Annotated in this window: 19 protein-coding genes; 14 read left to right on the forward strand and 5 right to left on the reverse strand. The window is 71.7% G+C overall.

Going from position 1 to position 25,537, the window contains the following annotated elements; translation table 11 throughout:
* Nucleotides 1–9: 9 nt before the first annotated feature.
* Nucleotides 10–1,176, reverse strand: coding sequence for a PQQ-dependent sugar dehydrogenase (locus tag ACWC94_RS31310; protein ID WP_450800629.1), 1,167 nt, complete (start codon nucleotides 1,174–1,176; stop codon nucleotides 10–12).
* 147 nt (nucleotides 1,177–1,323) lie between these two features.
* On the reverse strand, nucleotides 1,324–2,322 hold the full coding sequence (locus tag ACWC94_RS31315; protein WP_450800631.1) for an aldo/keto reductase: 999 nt from the start codon (nucleotides 2,320–2,322) through the stop codon (nucleotides 1,324–1,326).
* A gap of 76 nt (nucleotides 2,323–2,398) precedes the next feature.
* Between ACWC94_RS31315 and ACWC94_RS31320 the strand changes: the two genes are divergently transcribed.
* From ACWC94_RS31320 to serA, 6 genes are all read left to right on the forward strand, one after another.
* Nucleotides 2,399–3,352 carry a 2-hydroxyacid dehydrogenase gene (locus ACWC94_RS31320; protein WP_450800633.1) on the forward strand — a complete coding sequence of 318 codons (954 nt, stop codon included), beginning with the start codon at nucleotides 2,399–2,401 and terminating at the stop codon, nucleotides 3,350–3,352.
* Nucleotides 3,353–3,552: 200 nt separating this feature from the next.
* A complete protein-coding gene (locus ACWC94_RS31325; RefSeq protein WP_450800635.1) occupies nucleotides 3,553–6,732 on the forward strand; it encodes a putative bifunctional diguanylate cyclase/phosphodiesterase in 3,180 nt (1,059 codons plus the stop codon).
* 352 nt (nucleotides 6,733–7,084) lie between these two features.
* A complete protein-coding gene (locus ACWC94_RS31330; protein WP_450800637.1) occupies nucleotides 7,085–8,932 on the forward strand; it encodes an acetolactate synthase large subunit in 1,848 nt (615 codons plus the stop codon).
* A 21-nt stretch (nucleotides 8,933–8,953) separates the two neighbouring features.
* Nucleotides 8,954–9,478: an acetolactate synthase small subunit gene (gene ilvN / locus ACWC94_RS31335; protein ID WP_217461712.1), complete on the forward strand. Its 525-nt coding sequence runs from the start codon at nucleotides 8,954–8,956 to the stop codon at nucleotides 9,476–9,478.
* Nucleotides 9,479–9,623: 145 nt separating this feature from the next.
* Nucleotides 9,624–10,622 carry a ketol-acid reductoisomerase gene (gene ilvC / locus ACWC94_RS31340; RefSeq protein ID WP_450800640.1) on the forward strand — a complete coding sequence of 333 codons (999 nt, stop codon included), beginning with the start codon at nucleotides 9,624–9,626 and terminating at the stop codon, nucleotides 10,620–10,622.
* 246 nt (nucleotides 10,623–10,868) lie between these two features.
* Nucleotides 10,869–12,458, forward strand: coding sequence for a phosphoglycerate dehydrogenase (gene serA / locus ACWC94_RS31345; protein WP_450800642.1), 1,590 nt, complete (start codon nucleotides 10,869–10,871; stop codon nucleotides 12,456–12,458).
* A 61-nt stretch (nucleotides 12,459–12,519) separates the two neighbouring features.
* Here the strand turns inward: serA and ACWC94_RS31350 are convergent, their stop codons facing one another.
* The gene (locus ACWC94_RS31350) at nucleotides 12,520–14,061 is read right to left on the reverse strand and encodes an MFS transporter (RefSeq protein ID WP_450800644.1); all 1,542 of its coding nucleotides are present in this window, start codon (nucleotides 14,059–14,061) and stop codon (nucleotides 12,520–12,522) included.
* Nucleotides 14,062–14,158: 97 nt separating this feature from the next.
* Between ACWC94_RS31350 and ACWC94_RS31355 the strand changes: the two genes are divergently transcribed.
* Both ACWC94_RS31355 and ACWC94_RS31360 read left to right on the forward strand, forming a co-directional pair.
* Nucleotides 14,159–14,743: a TetR/AcrR family transcriptional regulator gene (locus ACWC94_RS31355; protein ID WP_450800646.1), complete on the forward strand. Its 585-nt coding sequence runs from the start codon at nucleotides 14,159–14,161 to the stop codon at nucleotides 14,741–14,743.
* Between the two features lie 702 nt (nucleotides 14,744–15,445).
* Nucleotides 15,446–17,068 carry an FAD-dependent monooxygenase gene (locus tag ACWC94_RS31360; protein ID WP_450800648.1) on the forward strand — a complete coding sequence of 541 codons (1,623 nt, stop codon included), beginning with the start codon at nucleotides 15,446–15,448 and terminating at the stop codon, nucleotides 17,066–17,068.
* Nucleotides 17,069–17,080: 12 nt separating this feature from the next.
* Here ACWC94_RS31360 and ACWC94_RS31365 read toward each other — a convergent pair whose 3' ends face one another.
* Nucleotides 17,081–18,508, reverse strand: coding sequence for a PucR family transcriptional regulator (locus tag ACWC94_RS31365; RefSeq protein ID WP_450800650.1), 1,428 nt, complete (start codon nucleotides 18,506–18,508; stop codon nucleotides 17,081–17,083).
* Between the two features lie 165 nt (nucleotides 18,509–18,673).
* On the opposite strand from ACWC94_RS31365, the gene ACWC94_RS31370 reads away from it, so the two are divergent.
* From ACWC94_RS31370 to ACWC94_RS31380, 3 genes are all read left to right on the forward strand, one after another.
* Nucleotides 18,674–19,600 carry a proline dehydrogenase family protein gene (locus ACWC94_RS31370; RefSeq protein WP_450800652.1) on the forward strand — a complete coding sequence of 309 codons (927 nt, stop codon included), beginning with the start codon at nucleotides 18,674–18,676 and terminating at the stop codon, nucleotides 19,598–19,600.
* Between the two features lie 47 nt (nucleotides 19,601–19,647).
* Nucleotides 19,648–21,279, forward strand: coding sequence for an L-glutamate gamma-semialdehyde dehydrogenase (gene pruA / locus ACWC94_RS31375; RefSeq protein ID WP_450800654.1), 1,632 nt, complete (start codon nucleotides 19,648–19,650; stop codon nucleotides 21,277–21,279).
* A gap of 174 nt (nucleotides 21,280–21,453) precedes the next feature.
* The gene (locus ACWC94_RS31380; protein WP_450800656.1) at nucleotides 21,454–21,993 is read left to right on the forward strand and encodes a GNAT family N-acetyltransferase; all 540 of its coding nucleotides are present in this window, start codon (nucleotides 21,454–21,456) and stop codon (nucleotides 21,991–21,993) included.
* 7 nt (nucleotides 21,994–22,000) lie between these two features.
* Here ACWC94_RS31380 and ACWC94_RS31385 read toward each other — a convergent pair whose 3' ends face one another.
* Entirely contained in the window at nucleotides 22,001–22,993 is a 993-nt protein-coding gene (locus tag ACWC94_RS31385) for an NADP-dependent oxidoreductase (protein WP_450800658.1), read from the reverse strand.
* Nucleotides 22,994–23,096: 103 nt separating this feature from the next.
* On the opposite strand from ACWC94_RS31385, the gene ACWC94_RS31390 reads away from it, so the two are divergent.
* The 3 genes from ACWC94_RS31390 (at nucleotide 23,097) to ACWC94_RS31400 (ending at nucleotide 25,490) form a co-directional block, all read left to right on the forward strand.
* Nucleotides 23,097–24,005: a LysR family transcriptional regulator gene (locus tag ACWC94_RS31390; RefSeq protein ID WP_450800659.1), complete on the forward strand. Its 909-nt coding sequence runs from the start codon at nucleotides 23,097–23,099 to the stop codon at nucleotides 24,003–24,005.
* A gap of 211 nt (nucleotides 24,006–24,216) precedes the next feature.
* Nucleotides 24,217–24,348 (forward strand): hypothetical protein, encoded by a 132-nt coding sequence (locus tag ACWC94_RS31395; protein WP_015493350.1) that lies wholly within the window; start codon nucleotides 24,217–24,219, stop codon nucleotides 24,346–24,348.
* Between the two features lie 98 nt (nucleotides 24,349–24,446).
* Nucleotides 24,447–25,490, forward strand: coding sequence for a 3-isopropylmalate dehydrogenase (locus ACWC94_RS31400; RefSeq protein ID WP_450800660.1), 1,044 nt, complete (start codon nucleotides 24,447–24,449; stop codon nucleotides 25,488–25,490).
* Nucleotides 25,491–25,537 lie beyond the last annotated feature (47 nt).

Raw genomic sequence — 25,537 nt, forward strand, 5'->3', positions numbered from 1 at the left:
CGCCGAGCGCTATCCCACCTGCACCTCCAGCACCCGGTCGTCCCCCTTCCTCGGCCGTCCGCGGCCGTCCGTGTTGCTCGTCACCAGCCACACCCTGTCGCCGCCCGCCGCGACCACCGTCCGCAGCCGGCCGTACGTCCCGGTGAGGAAGGCCTGCGGTGCCGCCGAGGCCTCCGTGCCCCGCAGCGGGACGCGCCACAGGCGCTGGCCCTTCAGACCGGCCATCCAGATCACGCCCTTCACACAGGCGATGCCGCTGGGGGAGGCGTCGTCGGTGTGCCACTGGGCCACCGGGTTCTGGAAGGCGGCATCGGAGGACCTGCCCTCGGCCTTCGGCCAGCCGTAGTTCCCGCCGGGCTTGATCGCGTTCAGCTCGTCCCAGGTGTCCTGGCCGAACTCCGAGGAGAACAGGCGCTGTTTGCCGTCCCAGGCCAGACCCTGGACGTTGCGGTGGCCGTACGAGTACACCGGGGAGTCGGGAAAGGGGTTGCCCGGAGCCGGTTCGCCCTCCGGGGTCAGGCGCAGGATCTTGCCGCCCAGGGACTTCTTGTCCTGGGCCAGGCCCCGCTCGCCGCTCTCACCGGTGCCCGCGTACAGCATGCCGTCCGGACCGAAGGCGATCCGGCCGCCGTTGTGGATGTGGCCCTTGGGGATGCCCTTGAACACCGTGTCCGGAGCGCCCAGTTGCTCACCGGCCGGCTTTCGCTCGTCGTACAGCACACGGACGATGCGGTTGTCCGATGCGGAGGTGAAGTAGGCGTAGATCATGTGGTCCGAGGCGTAGTCGGGGGAGAGGGCGATGCCGAGCAGACCGCCCTCGCCGGCCGGGGAGACACCGGAGACCTTGCCCAGTTCTGTCTTGCGGCCCGTCTTCTCGTCGATCCGGGTGAGCGTCCCGTCGTCGCGGGAGGAGACCAGCAGACCACCGTCGGGCAACGGGGCCAGCCCCCATGGTGTCCTCAGGCCCTCGGCCACGGTGCGCAGTACCTTCACCGAGCCCTTGGCCGGCGGGGCCGACTCGGTGGCCCGGCCGGAGGGGGGTGTCCCCGATGCCGTACCCGTGGACGTCCGTCCGGCGCCGCTCGGTGACCCCCCTCCGTCGGAGGAGCAGCCGGCCGTCAGCAGGAGGGCGGCTACGGCCAACGCGGCCGAAACAGCTCGACGTTGCACGATCATGATCCCTTCGACGCGGTGATCCAGCAGCAGGTGCTCCTTCTCATACACCGCCCACCCCGGGTTCCCGATCCCCCGCACCGAACGCGGCCGACGCCCCCGGATCCGAGCAGCCCCCACCCTCTCACCGGCCCCGCCCGCACCGTCCCCTCAGTCCCACGACCCCCGTGCCGCCGGCAGGCGGGACACCTCTGTCAGGTCCTGCTCGGTCAGGTGCAGGTCGACCGCCGCCGCGTTCTGCGCGGCCCAGCGTTCCTGCTTCGTGCCTGGGAGGGCGATCACGTGGCGGCCCTGGTCCAGGACCCAGGCCAGGGCGACCTGGGCCGGGGTGACGTGCTCGCCGTGGCGGCGGGCGATGCGGCGCAGTCCCGCGACGATCGGCTGGTTGGCCGCCATCATCTCCGCCGTGAAACGGGGATGGCGAGCCCGCAGGTCGTCCGGTTCGAAGCCCTCGCCCGGCCTCAGCGTGCCGGTCAGGTAGCCGTTGCCCAGGGGCATCGCCGCGAGGAAACCCACACCCCGCGCCTGGCACCACGGCAGCAGCGCCTGCAGCGCCTCCGGCGACCACACCGACAGCTCCGCCTCCACCGCGGCCACCGGGAACACCTGCTGCACCCGCTGCAGCTGGCGCAGCGTGCCGTCGTACAGCCCGGCCCCCGAGCGCCGGCCACCGCGCGCGCCGACCGCGCACAGACCCAGTGCCCTCACCTTGCCCGCCCGGACGAGGTCCGCCATCGCGCCCCAGGTCTCCTCGACGGGGACCTCCGGGTCGGCGCGGTGCAGCTGGTAGAGGTCGATCACGTCCGTCTGCAGGCGCCGCAGCGAGGCGTCGCAGGCCCGCTTCACGTACCCGGGGCGGCCGTTGGCCACGATGTGCTGCTCGCCCACCAGCAGCCCCACCTTCGTGGACACGAAGGCGTCCGCGCGCCGCTCCTTGAGCACCCGGCCCAGCAGCAGCTCATTGGTGAACGGGCCGTACATGTCAGCCGTGTCGAGGAGGTTCGATCCCAGGTCCAGCGCCCGGTGCACGGTTCTGTGCGACTCGTCGCCCCGCTGCCGCGACCCGCTGTACGCCCAGCTCATCGGCATGCACCCGAGTCCGACGGCCCCCACCCCGAGCGCCCCCGCGCCGATCGTCCTGCGCTCCACCTGCTCGTGAACCTCCCTCTGCCAGGCCCCCAACCTAACCTCTGCACGCGCGCGTACCTGACATAGCCTCCTTGCCATGACTGCTGACGTGTGGCTCCCCATGGCGCCGGAGGAGATCGAGGGACTTCCCGAGGGGCCCCGGTACCTGTTCTGGGACGGGGGCGAGGACGGTGACCAGCCCTTTCCGGGCGACCCGGCGGACTGCGTCCTGTACGTGGTGCCCTACATGAAGCGGTGGTCGGTCAGGGTGCGTCCGCTGGAGCATCTGACCAACGTGCAGGTCATCCAGACACTGACGGCCGGTGTCGACGACGTCACCGCCCGGCTGTCGGTCATCCGGCCGGGCGTGCGGCTGTGCAACGCGCGCGGCGTGCACGAGGCGAGCACCGCCGAGCTGGCGCTCACCCTGACCCTCGCCTCCCTGCGCGGCATCCCCGGCTTCGTGCGCGCCCAGCAGGAGGAGCGCTGGCAGAGCGCGTTCCACCCCGCGCTCGCCGACAAGTCCGTCCTGATCGTCGGCTACGGCGCCATCGGCGCCGCCATCGAGGACCGGCTCGCGCCTTTCGAGCTCGCGCGGGTGGCGCGCGTGGCGCGCTCCCCGCGCACCACGGCGCGCGGTCCGGTGCACCCGCTCACCGATTTGCCGGAACTGCTCCCACACGCCGATGTCGTGATCCTCTCCACGCCCTTGACGGAGGAGACGCGTGGGCTGGTCAACGAGCAATTCCTGGCGGGAATGAAGGACGGGGCGCTGCTCGTGAACGTCGCGCGGGGTCCCGTCGTCGACACCGAGGCGCTGCTCGCGGAGCTGGAGAGCGGTCGCCTCACGGCGGCCCTGGACGTCACCGATCCCGAGCCGCTGCCGCCCGGGCACCCGCTCTGGCAGGCCCCCGGCGTGCTCATCAGCCCGCACGTGGGCGGCCCCTCCTCGGCCTTCCTGCCCCGCGCGAAGCGGCTGCTCACCGACCAGCTCACCCGGTTCGTGAACCACGAGCCGCTGCGGAACGTGGTCCTGACGACGGGGTCGTAGGACCGCTTCCGGCACCCTCCGCAACCCCTCGGACGCGGCGCGTACCGGCATCCCCGCTGGTCGTCACGGAGCGTAGAGAAGCTATGTCCCTGAGTGACGATCCTGGTGTATCGTCCCGACAGGGGCTGCGCCGCCGAACGTTCGGCGCCGGGGATGCACAGTTCAGATTCGTGAGGGGGGCGACGGGCGATGCACGGCCTATGGACGAACGATCCGACGCGGCGGAGCCGCCGACGGCGACCCTGGCGCACGGCCACGCGCAGACGCGGCCACCACACCAGCCACCACAGCCACCACCAGCGCAGGCACAGCGGGCGCCGGAGGCATGCGCACCCAGCGCACCGGTACCGTCGGGACGCGGGAGCGGCGCGGACCGGGAGGCCCCGGTGAGTGCGCCGCCCTCCGTGACGACCGCCCTGGACGCAGCGGTGCGGGCCCCGCATCCGCAGCAGGCGCCGCCGCGCCGCCGGCCGGCCGCCGGCGAGGGCACACGCGCGATGGAGCAGCTCGTCCTGGCCCTGGTCTGCGCGGCCTACGCCGTCGGGGCCGCGTGCGACTGGGGCGCGGACGAAGTCGCGCTGTTCATGGGCGACTTCGGGCTGAGCGCGGCGGCGGGCGCCGCCGCCGTCTCGTGCTTCCTGTACGCCCGCAGCCCGCGGGTCCGCTTCCGTTCGGCCTGGCTGCTGTTCTCGCTCTCCTCGGCGATGGCGGCCCTCGGCAACGCGGTCTGGGGGTGGTACGAGGTCGTCCTCGGGCAGCCCGTGCCCAGCCCCAGCTACGCCGACCTGTTCTTCCTGTGCTTCGCGCCGCCCGCCATCGTGGGCCTGCTGGTGCTCGCCAAACGGCCGGTGACCAAGGCCGGCTGGATCTGCCTGGCGCTGGACGCCTGGCTGATCGGCGGCTCGCTGCTCACGCTGTCGTGGAGCCTCGCGCTCGCCCAGGCGGCCCGGTTCGACGGACCGAGCGTGGCGCACACCGCGCTGTCGCTGGCGTACCCGCTGCTCGACATCGCCCTCGTCAGCATGGTGCTCGCGCTGCACTTCCGCCGCACCCCGGGCAACCGCACCGCCGTGAACACGGCGATCGGCGCGCTCGCGGTCACCGTGATGTGCGACGCCCTGTTCACCTCGCCGCTGCTGCACAGCAGTTACCGCTCCGGGCAGCTGCTGGACGCCGGCTGGTTCGCCGGTTCGCTGCTGCTCGCCTACGCCCCCTGGGCCGCACCCCGCCGCAAGGGCGCCCAGGAGGCGCACGTACCGGACGGGCACACGCGCGTGGTCCACGAGCACCTGCCCGGACAGCGTGGCACGGTCCACCACCCCCTGCCCGCGCCCGGCCCGGGAGGTGAGCACAGCCGGTATCCGGCCGGCCGTCCGCTGACCGGTTCCCTCGCCGCCCTCACCCCCTACCTCGCCGCCGCCGTGTGCACCCTGGGCATCCTGTACAACGTCCTCAACGGGCGCCGACCCGACCACGTGGTGCTGATCACCGCGGGTGCCGTCGTGCTCGCGCTGGTCATCCGGCAGGGCATCATGCTGCTGGACAACATCACCCTCACCCAGGAGCTGGCCCAGAAGGAGAACCACTTCCGCTCCCTGGTGCAGGGCTCCAGCGACGTCATCATGATCGCCGCGCCCAACGGCGTCCTGCGGTACGTCTCCCCGGCCGCCGCCGGGGTCTACGGCCGGCCCGCCGAGGACCTGGTGGGCAGCGAGCTGGCCGGTCTCATCCACCCGGAGGACCTGGGCTGTGTGGTGCACGAGGTGCGCCGCTTCCTCGCCGCGAGCCCGCTGGAGGAACCCACCACCCGCATCGAGTGCCGCTTCCGGTCCGGCGACGGCGGCTGGCTCAACGTGGAGTCCACGGTCAACCGCCACCACGGCGGGCTGATCTTCAACAGCCGGGACGTGACCGAAAGAGTGCGCCTGCAGGCCCAGCTGCAGCACAACGCCGAGCACGACCCGCTGACCGACCTGCCCAACCGCGCGCTGTTCACCCGGCGTGTGCAGCAGGCCCTGTCCGGCCGCCGTGCCACCGACCGCGGCGCCGCCCTGCGCAACACGGCCGTGCTCTTCATCGACCTGGACGGCTTCAAGGCCGTCAACGACACCATCGGCCACCAGGCCGGGGACGAACTGCTGGTCCAGGCCGCCCGGCGGCTCCAGGACGCGGTCCGGCAGGGGGACACCGCGTCCCGGCTGGGCGGCGACGAGTTCGCGGCCCTGATCGTCGGGGACGGCACCCGTGACCGCGCCGCCCGGGAGCGGAACATCCTGGAACTCGCCGACCGCCTCAGGGTGACCCTCTCCCAGCCGTACGCGATCGACGGCCAGGACGTGCGGGTCAACGCCTCCATCGGCGTCGCCTTCGCCGAACCGGGCCTCGGCGCGGGCGAGCTGCTGCGCAACGCCGACCTCGCGATGTACCGCGCGAAAGCGGCCGGAAAGGGCCGGGTCGAGCTGTACAAGCCGCAGATGCAGCAGGACGTCGTACGCAAGGCGGAGCTGGCCACCCGGCTGCGTGCCGCCTTGCACGACGGCGAGTTCGCCCTGCTGCACCAGCCGGTGGTGTGCCTGGAGAGCGGCCGGATCACGGCGGTCTCCGCGCAGGCGCGCTGGCGCTCCTCGCAGGGGGTGCTGTTCACCCCGGCCGAGTTCCTGCGGGTGGCCGAGGACGGCGACAAGACGGCCGAGCTGGAGCGGTGGATCCTGCAGGAGGCCGTCGAGCAGGCCGCCGAGCGGGCCGCGACCGGGCTCGTCGTACCGGTGGCCGTCCGGATGGGCGCCCGGCGGCTGCTGGACCGGTCGATGCCGCTCGGCTCCGTGGAGGCGCTGCTGACCCGGCACGGGCTGCCGCCCGGCGCGCTGGTGCTGGAGCTGTCCGACACCGATCCGTGTATCTCCCTGGACGAGCTGGAGCGCCGGCTGACCGCCCTCAGCCGTCTCGGAGTGCGGATCGCGCTGGACGGCTTCGGCAGCGGCCACGCGGCCATCACGGCGCTCAGAAGGCTCCCCGTGGACGTGCTGAAACTCGACCGCAGTCTGGTCGAGGGCGTCGTGGAGTCCGCGCGGCTGCACAAGATCACCAGTGGTCTGCTGCGGATCGCCGGCGATCTGGGGCTGCAGTCCGTGGCCGAGGGCGTGGACCTGCCGGAGCAGGCCGTGGCGCTCCGCGCGATGGGTTGTACGCACGGACAGGGCACGGCGTTCGCGGGGCCACTGGACGAGTACCGGCTGCGCCGGGCGCTCGGATCCGGCCACTATCCGGTGCCCCACGCATCGGCCGAACCGGCGTTCGCGGGCGTCGTGCGCGAACCGCAGGGACGCGTCGGGGCGGAGGGAGCGGGCGCGCGCACACCGACCGGTGCGCCCCGTGGGTGAACGGGCCACGGAGAGGGGCGCGGGGGTGTACACAGGGAGGGTGCCCGCCGTCCTGGGAGGTGGCCGTGCCTGCCGCTCACATAATGAGACGCCCGTCCCACCCACTTGACACGTGGTGCGTGCCGGGGGGAGGGTCAGTGCCATGCGCACCCGAATTCTCGTACTTGGACAGCGCGTCGGCTGAGCTGGGACCCACCGGAGGACGATCCGGAATGCCCAGCGACCTCACCGGCGCGCTCCCCTCGCTTGCCTTGCGGCACGAGGGGTTTTTTGTTGCACGAGTGCCGCTCGTACAGCACGTGAACTCCGTACAAACCTCGCAAAAACCCTCAGCATCGAGAAGAGAATGCCGATGACCGAGCAGGCCACCGGGGCCCATCCGCAGCCGCGGCCCCGATCCGGAGGACAGCAGTCCGCCCCCGTCGAGCACGTCACGGGTGCGCAGTCCCTCATCCGCTCCCTCGAGGAGGTCGGCGCGGACACGGTATTCGGCATTCCCGGCGGTGCGATCCTCCCGGCGTACGACCCCCTGATGGACTCCACCCGGGTCCGTCATGTGCTGGTCCGCCACGAGCAGGGCGCCGGCCACGCGGCCACCGGCTACGCGCAGGCCACCGGCAAGGTCGGCGTCTGCATGGCGACGAGTGGTCCCGGTGCCACCAACCTGGTCACGCCGATCGCCGACGCGCACATGGACTCCGTGCCGCTGGTCGCGATCACCGGCCAGGTCGCCTCGAAGTCGATCGGTACGGACGCCTTCCAGGAGGCGGACATCGTCGGCATCACCATGCCGATCACCAAGCACAACTTCCTGGTCACCAAGGCCGAGGACATCCCGCGGATCATCGCGCAGGCGTTCCACATCGCCTCGACCGGCCGCCCGGGCCCGGTCCTGGTCGACATCGCCAAGGACGCCCTGCAGGCGAAGACGACGTTCTCCTGGCCGCCCACCATGGACCTGCCCGGCTACCGCCCGGTGACCAAGCCGCACGCCAAGCAGATCCGCGAGGCCGCCAAGCTGATCACCTCCGCCCGGCGGCCCGTCCTCTACGTCGGCGGCGGCGTCCTCAAGGCGCACGCCACGGCCGAGCTGAAGGTCCTCGCCGAACTCACCGGAGCGCCCGTCACCACCACCCTGATGGCGCTCGGCGCGTTCCCCGACAGCCACCCGCTGCACGTGGGAATGCCGGGCATGCACGGTGCGGTCGCCGCCGTCACCGCGCTGCAGAAGGCCGACCTGATCGTCGCCCTCGGTGCCCGCTTCGACGACCGTGTCACCGGCAAGCTGGACAGCTTCGCCCCCTACGCCAGGATCGTCCACGCCGACATCGACCCGGCGGAGATCGGCAAGAACCGCGCCGCGGACGTGCCGATCGTCGGGGATGCCCGCGAGGTCATCGCCGACCTGGTCCAGGCGGTGCAGAAGGAGCACAGCGAGGGCCACAAGGGCGACTACACCGCCTGGTGGAGCGACCTGAACCGCTGGCGCGAGACCTACCCCCTCGGCTACGACCAGCCCGAGGACGGCTCGCTCTCCCCGCAGCAGGTCATCGAGCGCATCGGGCAGCTGGCCCCGGAGGGCACGATCTTCGCGGCGGGCGTCGGCCAGCACCAGATGTGGTCCGCGCACTTCATCCAGTACGAGAAGCCGGCCACCTGGCTGAACTCCGGCGGCGCCGGAACCATGGGCTACGCGGTCCCGGCCGCCATGGGCGCGAAGGCCGGACAGCCGGAGCAGACCGTCTGGGCGATCGACGGCGACGGCTGCTTCCAGATGACCAACCAGGAACTGACCACCTGCGCGCTGAACAACATCCCGATCAAGGTCGCCATCATCAACAACGGCGCCCTCGGCATGGTCCGCCAGTGGCAGACCCTCTTCTACAACCAGCGCTACTCCAACACGGTGCTGCACAGCGGTCCCGACGACATCAACCCGGAGGCCAAGGGCACGCGCGTGCCGGACTTCGTGAAGCTGTCCGAGGCGATGGGCTGCGTGGGCCTGCGCTGCGAGCGCCCGGAGGACCTGGACAAGGTCATCGAAGAGGCGAACTCCATCAACGACCGCCCGGTCGTCGTCGACTTCATCGTCCACGAGGACGCGATGGTGTGGCCGATGGTCGCCGCCGGCACCTCCAACGACGAGATCATGGCCGCCCGGGACGTCCGCCCCGACTTCGGCGACAACGAAGACGACTGAGCGAGAGAGACGTAAAAGACCATGTCCAAGCACACGCTCTCCGTCCTGGTGGAGAACACCCCGGGCATCCTGGCCCGCATCGCCGCCCTGTTCTCGCGGCGCGGCTTCAACATCGACTCGCTCGCCGTCGGTGTCACCGAGCACCCCGACATCTCCCGCATCACCATCGTGGTGAACGTCGAGGACCTGCCGCTGGAACAGGTGACCAAGCAGCTCAACAAGCTCGTCAACGTGCTGAAGATCGTCGAGCTGGAGCCCGGACAGGCCGTCCAGCGCGAACTCGTCCTCGTGAAGGTGCGCGCCGACAACGAGACCCGCTCGCAGATCGTGGAGATCGTCCAGCTGTTCCGCGCCAAGACCGTCGACGTCTCCCCGGAGGCCGTCACGATCGAGGCCACCGGATCGGGTGACAAGCTGTCCGCCATGCTCAAGATGCTCGAGCCGTTCGGCATCAAGGAGCTGGTGCAGTCCGGCACCATCGCGATCGGCCGCGGCGCCCGCTCGATCACCGACCGTTCGCTTCGCGCGCTCGACCGAACCGCGTAAAGCTGAACTCGAGCGCGCCGCGCAAGGCTGGAACCGGGCGGTCGGCGACGATCGGTCCGCCCGGATGCCGAGATTGAGAAACTTCCCTTCCCCTCACCGGCATACGGTGGGACGCACAACCTGCACACCAAGGAGAGAACCCAAAGTGGCCGAGCTGTTCTACGACGCTGACGCCGACCTGTCCATCATCCAGGGCCGCAAGGTCGCGGTCATCGGCTACGGCAGCCAGGGCCACGCCCACGCGCTGTCGCTGCGTGACTCCGGTGTCGACGTGCGTGTCGGTCTGCACGAGGGCTCGAAGTCCAAGGCCAAGGCCGAGGAGCAGGGTCTGCGCGTGGTGACCCCCGCCGAGGCCGCCGCTGAGGCCGACGTCATCATGATCCTGGTCCCGGACCCGATCCAGGCCCAGGTGTACGAGGAGTCCATCGCCCCGCACCTGAAGGACGGCGACGCGCTGTTCTTCGGCCACGGCTTCAACATCCGCTTCGGCTTCATCAAGCCCCCGGCCGGCGTGGACGTCTGCATGGTCGCCCCGAAGGGCCCGGGCCACCTGGTCCGCCGTCAGTACGAGGAGGGCCGCGGCGTTCCCTGCATCGCCGCCGTCGAGCAGGACGCCTCCGGCAACGCCTTCGCGCTGGCCCTGTCGTACGCCAAGGGCATCGGCGGCACCCGCGCCGGCGTCATCAAGACGACCTTCACCGAGGAGACCGAGACCGACCTGTTCGGCGAGCAGGCCGTCCTCTGCGGTGGTACGGCCGCGCTGGTCAAGGCGGGCTTCGAGACCCTGACCGAGGCCGGCTACCAGCCGGAGATCGCCTACTTCGAGTGCCTGCACGAGCTGAAGCTGATCGTGGACCTCATGTACGAGGGCGGCCTGGAGAAGATGCGCTGGTCCATCTCCGAGACCGCCGAGTGGGGCGACTACGTCACCGGCCCGCGCATCATCACCGACGCCACCAAGGCCGAGATGAAGAAGGTCCTCGCCGAGATCCAGGACGGCACCTTCGCCACCAACTGGATGGACGAGTACCACGGCGGCCTGAAGAAGTACAACGCGTACAAGCAGCAGGACTCCGAGCACCTGCTGGAGACCACCGGCAAGCAGCTGCGCAAGCTGATGAGCTGGGTGAACGAGGAGGCGTAAGCCTCACGTCAGGGGGCCGGAGCATGCCGCTCCGGCCCCCTGTTCCACAACCGCCGACGGGACTACAAAATGTAGTTTCTCGTCCGGGTGATACTTCCGCGGTGGCGTAAACCGACGACCGCGGCGCCACTAGACTGCTGCACAACACGCGTCAGGCCCACAGCGTCGTGCGTCTTCCGCGGCTAGCCCCCTCCACCGCCTGCGGCCGTCGGGACGGCCGTCCGCATTGGACTTGTGAGGACTCACGTGAGCTCGAAACCCGTCGTACTCATCGCTGAAGAGCTGTCGCCCGCGACCGTCGACGCACTCGGCCCGGACTTCGAGATCCGGCACACCAACGGAGCGGACCGGGCCGAACTGCTCCCCGCCATCGCCGACGTCGACGCGATCCTGATCCGTTCCGCGACCAAGGTCGACGCCGAGGCCATCGCCGCGGCGAAGAAGCTCAAGGTCGTCGCGCGCGCCGGCGTCGGCCTGGACAACGTCGACGTCTCCGCCGCCACCAAGGCCGGCGTGATGGTCGTCAACGCCCCGACCTCCAACATCGTGACCGCCGCCGAGCTGGCCTGCGGTCTGATCCTCGCCTCCGCCCGCAACATCCCGCAGGCCAACGCCGCGCTCAAGAACGGCGAGTGGAAGCGCAGCAAGTACACCGGTGTCGAGCTGGCCGAGAAGACCCTCGGCGTCGTCGGCCTCGGCCGCATCGGCGCCCTGGTCGCCCAGCGCATGTCCGCCTTCGGCATGAAGGTCGTCGCCTACGACCCCTACGTGCAGCCCGCGCGGGCCGCGCAGATGGGCGTGAAGGTGCTGTCCCTGGACGAGCTGCTGGAGGTCTCCGACTTCATCACCGTCCACCTGCCCAAGACCCCCGAGACCCTCGGCCTCATCGGTGACGAGGCGCTGCGCAAGGTCAAGCCGAGCGTGCGCATCGTCAACGCCGCGCGCGGCGGCATCGTCGACGAGGCGGCGCTGTACGCGGCGCTGAAGGAGGGCCGGGTCGCCGGCGCCGGCCTGGACGTGTACGCCAAGGAGCCGTGCACCGACTCCCCGCTGTTCGAACTGGACCAGGTCGTGTGCACCCCGCACCTCGGCGCCTCCACCGACGAGGCGCAGGAGAAGGCGGGCATCGCGGTCGCCAAGTCCGTCCGTCTCGCCCTCGCCGGTGAGCTGGTGCCCGACGCGGTGAACGTCCAGGGCGGTGTCATCGCCGAGGACGTCAAGCCCGGTCTGCCGCTCGCCGAGCGCCTCGGCCGGATCTTCACCGCACTCGCGGGCGAGGTCGCGCACCGCCTCGACGTCGAGGTCTACGGCGAGATCACCCAGCACGATGTGAAGGTCCTGGAGCTGTCCGCGCTCAAGGGTGTCTTCGAGGACGTCGTCGACGAGACGGTGAGTTACGTCAACGCGCCGCTGTTCGCGCAGGAGCGGGGCGTCGAGGTCCGGCTGACCACCAGCTCCGAGTCGGCCGAGCACCGCAATGTCGTCACCGTGCGCGGCACGCTCGCGGACGGCGAGGAGGTGTCGGTCTCCGGCACGCTGGCCGGCCCGAAGCACCTCCAGAAGATCGTCGCGGTCGGCGACTACGACGTCGACCTCGCGCTCGCCGACCACATGGTCGTCCTGCGCTACGAGGACCGTCCCGGTGTCGTCGGCACCGTCGGCCGCATCCTCGGTGAGGCGGGCATCAACATCGCCGGCATGCAGGTCGCCCGCGCGGCGGTGGGTGGCGAGGCGCTGGCGGTGCTCACCGTCGACGACACGGTCACCGCCGGTGTGCTGGCCGAGGTGGCTTCCGAGATCGGTGCGGCGTCCGCCCGCTCGGTGAACCTGGTCTGACGCATCCCGAAAACGCCGGGCGGGCTGACTCTCGTCAGCCCGCCCGGCGTTTTTCTGTGCCCTACTCCTCGGACCTGATCTCGATCCGGCGCAGGCTCACCGCCGCCCCCGCCGCCGCCAGCGCCACCACGGCCGCGCCGGCGATCGCCGCGCCCTGCATCCCGCTGGTGAACGCCTCGCGGGCCGCGGCGAGGAGGGACGCGCCGGCCGGGCCGGGCAGGTGGGCGGCCGTGGCGAGGGCGTCACCCAGGGTCTGCCGGGCACCCGCCGGAGCGGTGGACGGCATCTCGTGGCGGTAGATCGCCGTACCGATGGAGCCGAGGACCGCCATGCCGAGCGCGCCGCCGAACTCGGTGCCGGTCTCCAGCAGTGAGGAGACCGAGCCCGCCCGCTCCACCGGAGCGCTGCTCATGGCCAGGTCGACCAGCTGGGACGAGATGGCGACCATCCCGCAGGCGAGGACGCCGGCCCCGGTCAGCACCAGCCACAGCGAGTCGGTGCCGATGAAGGCCATCGTCGAGTAACCGGCCGCCATGGCCGCGAAGCCGCCGGCGACGACGTAGCCCCGGTTGACGCCCCGCTGGACGAGCTGTGCGGTGACCGGACCGGCGAATCCGATGAACACCGAGGGCAGCAGGCTCCACAGGGCCGCCGCCAGCGGGCTCTTGCCGAGGACCGCCTGCAGGTACTGCGTGGTGAAGATGGCCGAGCCCATCATGGCGAGGGCGGCGACGAGGTTGAGGACCAGGGCCGGGGCGAAGCCCCGGCCCTTCAGCAGGGCCGGCGGGACCAGCGGCGAGGCGGCCGTGCGCTGCCGGTGGACGAACAGGGCCGCGAAGAGCAGGCCGACGGTGACGGAGACGACGTACAGCGGGTGCCAGCCCTCGGAGGGGATCTCCTTCAGGCCGTAGATCACGGGGAGCACGGCGGCCATCGACAGCGGGACGCTCAGCCAGTCGAAACGCCCGGGGTTCGGGTCCTTGGACTCCGGCAGCAGCACCGGTCCGAGGAGCAGCAGGAGCGCCATCGCGGGCAGGTTGACCAGGAAGACCGAGCCCCACCAGAAGTGCTCGACGAGGATGCCGCTCATCACCGAGCCGAGCGCGATACCGCCGGTCATCACGCCGGACCACAGGCCGATCGCCTTCGCCCGCTGGCCGGGGGCGGTGAACATCGTGCGCACCAGCGCCATCGTGGACGGCATCAGGGTCGCGCCGCCGATGCCGAGGATCGCGCGGGCCGCGATCAGCGTCTCGGCGCTGTTCGCGTAGGCCGCGAGGAGCGAGGCGGTGCCGAAGGCGGCGGCGCCCATGAGGAGGAGCTTGCGGCGGCCGATGCGGTCGCCGAGCGAGCCCATCGTCATCAGCAGGCCGGCCAGGACGAAGCCGTAGACGTCGAAGATCCACAGCTGCTGGGTGCCGCTGGGGTGCAGGTCGGCGCTGATGGCGGGGGTCGCGAAGTACAGGACCGAGACGTCCATCGAGACCAGCAGCAGCGGCAGCATCAGCACGGAGAGGGCGGTCCACTCGCGCCGTCCGGCGCGGGCGGGGGCGGCGCCGTCGGCGCGGCCGGAGGGGGTGGTGCTCGTCGGGTTCGTCGTCATGGCAGTGACTGTACGGGCGTCTTAAACGCTTGTCTAGAACAATTGTATAAGTCATCTGTCTGGGACGGTCGTATGGATCGGGGGTAGGGTGGTGCGCATGGGACATCGTGAGGATCTGCTCGAAGGCGCCAAGCGCTGCCTGCTGGAGAAGGGGTTCCTGCGCACGACCGCGCGGGACGTCGTCAAGGAGTCGGGCACCAACCTGGCGTCGATCGGCTACCACTACGGCTCGAAGGACGCGCTGCTGGTGCAGGCCTACATCTCGCTGATCGAAGGCGTGGGGGAGCGGTTCGACCCGGGGCTCGGCGGGACGGTGACGCAGCCTCCGGGGTCACTGGAGCGCTTCCAGGAGGTGTGGACGAGCATCATCCGCACGGTGCCCGAGTCGCGGGCGATCTGGCTGCTCAGCTTTGAGCTGATGTTCCAGGACGAGCGGCTGGAGGAGGTGCGCAAGCTCCTCGCCGAGGCGCAGAAGGAGGGCCGCGCGGGGCTCACCGCCATGTTCAGCGGTGTCCCGGAGGCGGACATCGACCCGGAGGCGGTCGAGACCGAGGGCCGCCTCTACCAGACGCTGCTCAACGGCCTTATGGTCCAGTGGCTCTTCGACCCGGACTCGGCGACCACCGCCGAGCAGTTGACGCAGGGTCTGCGGCGGGTGATCGACGGACTCGGCACGAGCTGATCCGCCCGTCCCGCACCCGCGGCGCCCGGTCCGCGCGGTGCCGTACGGCCGCCCGGCGGTGGCGGATCAGCGGACAGGCCGGGCCCGGTCCCTCCTGGAGACCGGCCGTCGGGTTCGGCACGCCGGCCCGGCCGGAGGGGCCCAGGGCCGAGCCCGGGCCGTCCAGGGCCAGGAGCCGGGGTCGGAGGTCAACCCCCTCGCGTTTCCGGCGCGTTGGCGCGGACCGCCGGACGGCTCGTGCGGGGAGCGGATGCCGAGCGCGGGGACCGGGCCGACCCGGTCGAGGACCGCGGGTCACCCGTCCGGGCCGGTCCGCCGGTCCCGGCGCCGCCCTGGACAGCGTCACACTCCTTCACCGCGCATCGGGCGGCAGCACCGGTGACGTACGGTTCGGCGGCGGTCCGGCGCGTTGCCCCGGCGACACCGTCCACGGCCTGCTGACCGTGCACGCCGACACCAGGGGCACCGAGGTCGACGGCAACACGGTGACGGGGCCCGTGCGGATCACCGGCAACAGCGGCAGCGGCCTGCCACCGGCGGAGTCCGACCGGGCGAGCACCCCGGGCCCTCCCCGCGCGCGTAGGAGCGTCATCCGCCCGCCGGCCGCGCACCGCCGGTCCCGGGGGCACGGATTGCGGTCGCCCGACGGGTACGGGAGATTGGCCACATGTGCCGGATCCCGCTCCCGGAACCCCGCTCGACATGGCCTTAGCCGATGCCGAGGAGACCGTGCTGATCGTCGGCGGGGGACCCGTCGGCCTCACCGCCCGGGCGCTGCTGGAAAGGTGGGGCGTGCGAGCCCTGCTGGTGGAGAAACACGGGGAGCTGTCGCCCTTCCCCCGGTCCCGGCTGGTCAACGTACGCTCGATGGAGATCTTCCGCGGGCTCGGGCTCACCGGCCGGATCACGGCCGGGGCGTTCGCGCCGCGGTACGGCCGGGTCCGTTTCCGTGACACCCTCACCGGCGACGACTTCGCGGCGGCGGCGATGGCCGGGGTGCACGCGCCGGTGCCGGAGAGCCCCGCGCTGGGCGTCGTCACCTCACAGGACCGGCTGGAACCGGTACTCCTCGCCGCGGCGGACGCGCCGGTGCGGTTCGGGGCCGAACTCACCGGCCTGAGCGAGACGGAGGACGGTGTCCTCGCCGTTCTGGCCGACCGCCGGACCGGTGACCGGACACGGGTCCGGGCCCGTTACGTCCTCGCCGCCGACGGCGCGCACTCCACCGTGCGGCGGCTGCTGGGCATCGGCACCACCGGCCCCGGCGCCCTGGGGGAGGTGACCACGGTCGTGTTCGACGCCGACCTCGACCGCTGGTGTGCCGGGCGGCCCGCCGGCGTCTACTTCACCGCGCACGGTTCCTTCATGCCGCTGTATCCCGAGGGAGGCTGGGCCTGGTTCGGTCCCACGCCCGCGGACACCGACGGCACCGACTGGGGCGACCTGGTGGCGTACGCCCTCGGCTCCGGCACCGGCGTACGGCACGTGCTGCGGGTCCAGCACTGGGTGATGGAGGCGTTCGTCGCCGAGCGGCTCCTGCACGGCCGGACCCTGCTGGCCGGCGACGCCGCGCACGCCGTTCCCGTCATCGGCGGCCTGGGCATGAACGCCGGCGTGGCCGACGTGCACAACCTGTGCTGGAAACTGGCGGGCGTGCTCCAGGGCTGGGCAGGGCCGGGGCTGCTGGACACCTATGAGCCGGAACGGCATCCCGTCGCCCGCGAGACGCTCCGCCAGGCAGTGGCCAACGCCCAGCACCTGCGTGAGGCGCAGAGCCGACGACGCGCACAGCTCCAAGCCGGTGAAGTACCGCCTGGAGGGAGTGAAATTCCCTGGTCGGAACGGTTCTTCGCGCAACTCGGCCTGGTGCTCGGCGTCGCCTACGACTCCGCCGCGGTCCTCACCGAAGGCCCCACCCCGCCCGCCCCGGCTGAGCCGCCCACTCCCGCCATGGACTCCGCCCCCGCCGCGAAGCCGGCTCCCGGCCCGGACTTCGCCCCGGCCACGGACTACGTGCCCACCCCCGAGCCCGGCCACCGCATGCCCCACCTCTGGCTCACCCGCGACCGCTCCACACTCGACGCCCTCGGCGAATGGTTCACCCTGCTCACCCCTGACCCCGCCGCCTGGACACCCCACACCGCCGCGCCCTGGCCCCTGCGCGTCGAGCCCCTGCCCCGGGAGCCGGCGGAGTTCTGCGGCCTGGGCCCGCGCGGCGCCCTGCTCGTCCGCCCGGACGGTCACATCGCCGCCCGGTGGTCCGACGGCCCGCCCACCGCGACCACCCTCCGCGAGGCCCTCGCCGCCCTCACCGACCGCCCGTGACACCCCGGCCGGCTACAGCCTGGCCCGTTTCAGCGCCATGTGCAGCAGCAGTCGGTCCTCGCCGTCGTCCAGGTCGAGACCGGTCAGCTGTTCCACCCGGGAGAGGCGGTAGTACAGGGTCTGGCGGTGGATGCCCAGCTCCGCCGCCGTGCGGCCCGCCTGGCCCGCGCAGTCGAGGTAGACCTCGGCGGTGCGGGCCAGTTCGCGGTGGGCGGGAGTGAGGAGCGGGCCGACCACGGGATCGTGCGCGGCCTGGGGCGGCAGGGACGTCAGCAGCCGGTACGGCCCGATGTGTGCCCACTGGGCGACCGGCCCGAACCGTGGCTCGGCCAGCGCGGCGCGCGCCGCGGCGGCGGCCTCCTGCCACACCGTCCCCAGATCACCGAGGCCGACGCGGGGTTCACCGACCCCGGCGGCACACCCGGCGCCCACGGCGGCTCGTCCCGGCCGGGTCGCCCCCGCAGCGGCGCCGCCGACGGCACCCGCGGCGGTTCGTCCCGGCCCGGTCGCCCCCGCGGTGCCCCGGGCCGACCCGGGCAATCCCTCGGCGGCAGCGGCCGTTCCGGCTCCGGCCCCGGCCGCCCCGGCGCCGGCCCCGGCCGCTCCCGCCACTGCTCCAGCCCCGTGCCCCGCGCCTCCCGACGCCCCCCGGGCCCCCTCGGCCTCCTTCAGCACCCGCGTGGCGGCCGCCAGCGCGGGTGTGCTCGTGTCCGGGGTCCGCAGCCGGATCAGCAACGCGAGACTCTGCCCGGACGCCCCCCACGGCAGTGTGCACAGCGCCGTCGTGTGCGGGATCGTACGGGCGGCCGGGGCGTCGTCCGGGTCGGCCGACGGCCAGGGCGCGACGCACACCAGGGTGACCGGGCCGTCCGCGCGGGCGCCGAGCGCGGTGCGCAGCTCGGCCACCGCCATGTCCCGCTGCCACCCGCTCTCCGCGGTGAGCACCGCCCGCAGCTCCCGGCTCAGCCCGGCCCCGGCCTCCGCCTCGTCCGCGAGCAGCGCGCCGATCCGGCCGGCCACCCGCATCGCGGCGGCCAGCTGCGCGTCCGTCGGTCCCGGGTCGCTCTCCAGCAGCCACACGTAACCGAGGACGACACCCCGATGGCGAACGGGGAGGCAGATCCGGCCGCGGTACACCCCGGCCTCCGGGCTCGCCGGGATCCGCACCGGGCCGGTCGCGCGGGTGATGCCGAACCCCTCGAACCACGTCCGGACCGTCGCCGTGGAGCGCCGGGTCAGGATCGAGCGGGTGCGCACGGGGTCCAGAGCGGAGGGATCCAGCTCGCCCTCGCTGTCGTAGGCGCCGAAGACGATCAGCTCGAAGTCGCGGTTCTCCAGGGTCGCCGGGACGCCCAGCAGCTCCGAGATCTCGTCCACCAGCTCCTGGTAGTCACCCTTGAAAGCCTTGAAATCCGCCGCCACTCGGGCATTGTCCCTCATTTCCCGGTCGCCTTCATACATCTGTCTGAGATCCAGTGCACGGATGCGTGACAGCTGTCGATGGCTCACGATCGGAGAGATCCTTAGGTTTCACGGTGGTTCTCCGCGCCGTACCCGAATCGTCGGGTGACGGCCGTATTTGGTGCTTGTCTGTGGAGGTGCCCCGTGCTGGGTCCCGTGATTCTCGCCGCGTCGCGCAGCGACCGGATGCGACGCCTGATCTCGGCGGCCCCGGTGACCAAGCAGGTCGTCGACCGCTTCATCCCCGGCGAGACCGTGGCCGACATCGTGCCGATCATCAAGGACCTGACGGCCAAGGGCCTGGAGCTGACGATGGACGTCGTCGGCGAGGACATCACCACCCCCGAGCAGGCCACCGCCGCCCGGGACGCCTACCTGGCGCTGATCGACCACCTCAAGGAGCTGGAGCTCGGCGAGAAGGTCGAGATGTCCGTCAAGCTGTCCATGTTCGGCCAGGCGCTCGAGAACGGCCACGAGCTGGCCCTCGCCAACGTCCGCCCGGTCGTCGTGGCCGCCGCCGCCATCGGTACGACCGTGACGCTGGACGCCGAGGACCACACCACCCTCGACTCGATGTTCGCCATCCACGACGAGCTGCGGAAGGACTTCCCGCAGACCGGCTGCGTCATCCAGGCCTACCTCTTCCGCACCGAGGCCGACGCCCGCCGCCTCGCCGCCGCCGGCAGCCGTGTCCGCCTGGTCAAGGGCGCCTACAAGGAGCCCGCCGAGGTCGCCTACCAGCAGAAGCACGAGATCGACAAGGCGTACGTCCGTATCCTGAAGACGCTGATGGAGGGCGAGGGCTACCCGATGATCGGGTCGCACGACCCGCGTCTGATCGCCATCGCCCAGGAGCTGGCCCACAAGGCCGGCCGCAAGCTCGACGAATACGAGTTCCAGATGCTGTACGGCATCCGCAGCGAGGAGCACCTGCGGCTGGCCGCCGAGGGCCACCGCATGCGCGTCTACACCGCCTACGGCACCGACTGGTACGGCTACTTCATGCGCCGTCTCGCGGAGAAGCCCGCCAACCTGCGGTTCTTCCTCCGCTCGATGGTCAGCAAGGGCTGAGCCCCCCAACGCCCCACACCCGCTCACGTACAAGGAGTCCGGATCTCATGGACGCTGTGACCCAGGTCCCCACCCCCGTCAACGAGCCGGTGCACGGCTACGCCCCTGGTTCGCCCGAGCGCGCCCGGCTGGAGGCCAAGCTCAAGGAGCTGGCCGAGAACCCGATCGACCTGCCGATGACCATCGGCGGCGAGAAGAGGATGGGCGGCGGGGAGCCGTTCCAGGTGGTGCAGCCGCACAACCACAAGGCCGTCATCGGCACCCTGCGCCACGCCACCCAGCAGGACGCGCGGGACGCCGTCGACGCGGCCCTGGCCGCCGCGCCGGCCTGGCGCGCGATGTCCTTCGACGACCGCGCCGCGATCATCCTGCGCGCCGCCGAGCTGCTGGCCGGCCCGTGGCGCGAGACGATCGCCGCCTCCACCATGCTGGGCCAGTCGAAGACCGCCCAGCAGGCGGAGATCGACACGCCGTGTGAGCTGGTCGACTTCTGGCGGTTCAACGTCCACTACGCCCGCCAGATCCTCGCCGAGCAGCCTCCGGCGAACTCCCCGGGCGTGTGGAACCGTCTGGACCACCGCCCGCTGGAGGGCTTCGTCTACGCGATCACGCCGTTCAACTTCAGCGCCATCGCGGGCAACCTGCCGACGGCCCCCGCGCTGATGGGCAACGTCGTCGTCTGGAAGCCGTCCCCGACCCAGACCCACGCCGCCGTCCTGCTCATGCAGCTGCTGGAGGAGGCGGGCCTGCCCAAGGGCGTCATCAACCTCGTCACCGGCGACGGCATCGAGGTCTCCAAGGTCGCTCTTGAGCACCGCGACCTGGCCGGCATCCACTTCACCGGCTCGACCAGGACCTTCCAGTACCTGTGGAAGACGGTCGGCGCCAACATCGAGAAGTACCGCTCGTACCCGCGTCTGGTCGGCGAGACCGGCGGCAAGGACTTCCTGGTCGCCCACCCGAGCGCCGACCGCGCGGTGCTGAAGACCGCGCTGACCCGCGGTGCCTTCGAGTACCAGGGCCAGAAGTGCAGCGCCACCTCCCGCGCCTACATCCCGGCCTCCATCTGGAACTCGGGCTTCAAGGAGGAGTTCGCGGCCGAGGTCGACTACCTCACCATGGGTGACGTCACCGACCTGTCGAACTTCATCGGCGCCGTCATCGACGACCGCGCCTTCGCCAAGAACAAGGCCGCGATCGACCGCGCGAAGTCCGACCCGACCTGCGAGATCATCGCGGGCGGCAGCTACGACGACTCGGTCGGCTACTTCGTCCGTCCTACGGTGATCGTCTCCACCGACCCGGAGAACGAGGTCTTCCGCACGGAGTACTTCGGCCCGGTCCTCGGTGTCTACGTCTACGAGGACGACAAGTACGACGAGATGCTGGAGCAGATGGAGTCGGTGTCGGACTACGCCCTGACCGGCTCGGTGATCTCCAACGACCGCGCCGCCGCCGCCCACACGATGGAGAAGCTCCGCTTCGCCGCGGGCAACTTCTACATCAACGACAAGTCGACCGGCGCCGTCGTCGGCCAGCAGCCCTTCGGCGGCGGCCGCGCCTCCGGCACCAACGACAAGGCCGGTGCCCCGCAGAACCTCCTGCGCTGGACCCTGACCCGCGCCATCAAGGAGACCCTGGTCGCCCCGACCGACTACACCTACCCGCACATGGGCTGACCCCCGGCCCCCTGAACACGGGCCGGGAAGCCTGCCACCGGGCAGGCTTCCCGGCCCGTCTCCATTCCCCCGTCTCCGGGTGAGCCTGCCGGATGCCGGGCACCTGCCGTGGGTGGAGGACCCGGACGGCTTCCGGGAGGCGGTGGCGGGGTGGGTCGGGGGATAGTCGGACCCATGACCGTCCGACTGCGTCTCGCCCACACCGCCGACCTCGAACCCGCCGAACTCGCCGCCGCCCGCGCCCTGTTGGACGAGGCGTTCGCCGGGGACCTCTCCGACGACGACTGGGATCACGGGTGCGGCGGCCTGCACGTCCTCGTCCACGACGACACCGGGCTCGCCGCGCACGGAGCCGTCGTGATGCGGCGCATCCGGCACCGGGGGCGCTGGCTGCGCACGGGGTACGTCGAAGCCGTCGCCGTACGGAGCGACGTACGGCGCACCGGGTTCGGCGGCCGGGTGATGGGGGAGCTGGAGCGGGTGATCGGCCGGGCGTACGACCTCGGTGCGCTCGCGGCGAGCGATGAGGGGGCCCTGCTGTACGCGGCGCGGGGCTGGCAGCGGTGGGCCGGGCAGGTGCACGCCCTCTCGCCGGACGGGATCGTGCGGCTGCCGGAGGAGGAAGGGGGCGTCTACCTCTGGCCCGGGCTCGCCGGGCCGGTCGGGTCCGGTGCCGAGCTGGTCTTCGACTGGCGCGAAGGGGACGTGACCTGACGCGCCGTCATGCGGCGCGGACCAGGATCTTGCCTGTGTTGCCGCCGCGCAGCATCAGCAGGAACGCCTCCACGATCCGCTCGAACCCGTCCACCACCGTCTCGTCCGCCATCAGTGCCCCGCTGCGCAGATGCGGTACGGCGAAGTCGTACAACTCCTCCTGCGCGTCCCGGTGGTCGCGCACCAGGAAGCCCTCGATGCGCAGGCTCTTCTCCACGACGTCGGAATGGTTGAAGACGACCGGCGGGGCGTCGGGGGTGTTGTACTGGCTGATCGTGCCGACCCGGACCACCCGGCCCCTCTCGCGCAGCGCGCCCATCGCCGCGCCGAGGTGGTCGCCGCCGACGTTGTCCACGAAGACGTCGACGCCGGTGGGGGCGGCTGCGGCGAGCAGCTCGCCGACGGGTGCCGTGCGGTAGTCGAAGGCCGTGTCGTAACCGACCTGCTCCGTCAGGTACTTCACCTTCTGCGGACTGCCCGCGCTGCCGATCACACGGCCGGCGCCGAGCAGCCGGGCGAAGCGGCCGGCCGCCGTGCCGACCCCGCCCGCCGCCCCGGAGACGAACAGGTCCTCCCCCTCGCGCAGCCGGGCGATCCGGGTCAGGGCGACGTACGCCGTCAGACCGGTGCCGCCCAGCACGCTCAGGTACGCCGACAGCGGCACACCCGGGTGGTGCGGCAGCCGGCGGACCTCCTCGGGGCCCACCACGGCGTGCGTGCGCCAGCCCCGGCGGTGGAAGACGATCTCACCCTCGGGCAGCTCCGGGCTGCGGGACGCCACCACTCGGCCCAGCGTGCGGCCCTCCAGCGGGGCGTGCAGCGCGAAGTCGCCGTCCATCATCTCGCGGTGGTACGGGTCCACCGACCAGTAGAGGTTCTCCACCAGGGCCGTACCGGGCGCCGGTTCGGGCACCGGGGACTCGGCGAAGCGGAAGTGCTCCTCGGTCGGGAAGCCGGTGGGGCGGGCGGTCTGCTGCACGGTGAGCGCGATCTCGGTCATGGAGGGGACGGTAGGGAGGAATGCCGGGGACGGGCAGAGGGTTGGGCTCATGGAACGGGCCGATCCATGAACCGGCCTCATATGCGCAGGTGGGAGCCCCCGAGTGACAGCAGACGACCTTGCCCCTCAGGAGCTGAGGATCCTGGTCGCCGTGGCCGACGAGGGCGGGTTCTCCGCCGCGGCCGCCCGGCTCGGGGCCACCCAGTCGGCGGTCTCCCACGCCGTGCGGGGGATCGAGCGGAAGCTGGGCGCGGTGCTGTTCGAACGCGGGCGGTTCGGTGCACGGCCGACGCCCGCGGGGGAGCGGGCCGCGGCCCACGCACGGCGGGTCCTGGGCATGCTCCAGGCCCTGGCCGCGGACGTCCGCGCCGCGCACACCGGCGAGGTCTCCGGGCCGCTGCGGATCGCCGCCTTCCGCAGCGCGGCCCTGCATCTGCTGCCGCCCGCCCTGGAACGGCTCACCGCGCGGCACCCCGGCATCGAGGTGACCGTCACCGTCGTACGCGAACTGGGTGCCGGTACGGCGGGTGAGGTCGCCGCCGGACGGGCCGACCTCGGGATCGCCACCCTGAACGGGCCGCCGCCGGCCGGACTGGTCGGCGGGGTGCTGCTGGAGGAGCCGTACTCCCTGGTCCATCCGGCGGGGCGGCCGGATCCGCGCGCCCTGCCGCTCGTCGACTGGGCGGAGAACTGCGGCTCGTACACCCGCGCCTGGTGGGCTGCCCAGGACTGGATCCCGGCGGCGACCGTCAGCGCCGAGGACGACGGCGCGGTGCTGTCCATGGTGGGCAGCGGGCTCGGCATGGCGATCATGCCGGCGCTCTCCCTCACCGGGGCGCCGCCCGCCGTGGAGATCACCGACCTCGGGCCGGACCGGCCGTACCGCTCCGTCGGCTACGTCACGACGGCGGAACTGGCCACCACCACCGCCGTACGGGCCCTGATCCGGACCCTGCGCTCCCTCGGTGCGGCCTCACCCGAACGCACGAAAGCCCAGCTCAGAGCGGTGTGACGGCGTGCAGCGTCTCAGATAGTAGGAAGTCCGAGTAATTGTGCAGACAGGAGCGGGCCGCTCCCTTAGTTTTGTAGGAGCCGAACGTCTCGCTCGATCCAGCGAATGGCGGTCGTGAGCCGGGCATCCGCGCAGGCAACCCCTGCGGCCCTCAGGCTCCCCGCCCCTCCGGCGTCTCGTAATCCTCCCTGTGCCGAAGGAGTCGATTCCCATGGCCGAGACGACCGTCCGCCGCCGCGTCCGCCACGTGTCCCGCACGAGCGAGTCCGACCGCAAGAACGCCGCCGCCGCCCTCCAGCGCGCCCTCGACCGCCGCGACAACGGCGGCGAGACCGGCCACTGAGTGCCGCCCGCGGATCCCACCCGCGGAGCACACCCCTCCGGTTGTCCGGATGGTGGAAGGGTCATGTCAGTACCTGGGACGAGGAGTAGGGTGCACGCATGTCTCGCAGCATCAATCTCGCAGTGATCCCGGGTGACGGCATCGGCCAGGAGGTCGTGTCCGAAGGTCTCAAGGTCCTCTCCGCCGTCCTGCCGCAGGATGTGAAGCTGGAGACCAAGGAGTACGACTTCGGCGCCCAGCGCTACCACGCCACGGGTGAGACCCTCACCGACGCCGACCTCGACGCGCTGAAGCAGCACGACGCCATCCTGCTCGGCGCCATCGGCGACCCGTCGGTGCCGTCCGGCGTCCTGGAGCGCGGCTTCCTGCTCAAGCTCCGCTTCGCCTTCGACCACCACGTCAACCTGCGGCCGAGCAAGCTGCTGCCCGGTGTCGCGACCCCGCTCGCCGGCCAGCCGGAGATCGACTTCGTCGTCGTCCGCGAGGGCACCGAGGGCCCGTACACCGGCAATGGCGGCACCATCCGCAAGGGCACCGAGCACGAGGTCGCCACCGAGGTGTCCGTCAACACGGCCTTCGGTGTCGAGCGTGTGGTCCGCGACGCCTTCGCCCGCGCCCAGGCCCGCCCGCGCAAGAAGCTCACGCTGGTCCACAAGAACAACGTGCTGACCTTCGCCGGGCACCTGTGGACGAACACCTTCAACAAGGTGGCCCAGGAGTTCCCCGAGGTCACCACCGACTACATCCACGTCGACGCGGCCACGATCTACCTGGTCACCGACCCGGGCCGGTTCGACGTCATCGTCACCGACAACCTCTTCGGCGACATCATCACCGACCTCGCCGCGGCCGTCTCCGGCGGCATCGGCGTCGCCGCGAGCGGGAACATCAACCCGTCCGGTGAGTTCCCCTCGATGTTCGAGCCCGTGCACGGCTCGGCCCCGGACATCGCCGGCCAGGGCAAGGCCGACCCCACCGCCACGGTGCTGTCCGTCGCCCTGCTGCTGCGCCACCTCGGCTACGACTCCGAGGCGGACCGCATCGACGCGGCCGTCACCGCCGACCTCACCGAGCGCGCCGGGCTGGGTGCCCGCAGCACCTCGCAGATCGGCGACGCGCTCGCCGTACGAGTAGCTGGCTGACCCGCGCCACTCCTCGAAGCCGCCGGGTCGCATCCGCACCCGGCGGC

The sequence above is a fragment of the Streptomyces sp. NPDC001135 genome (genome assembly GCF_053598395.1).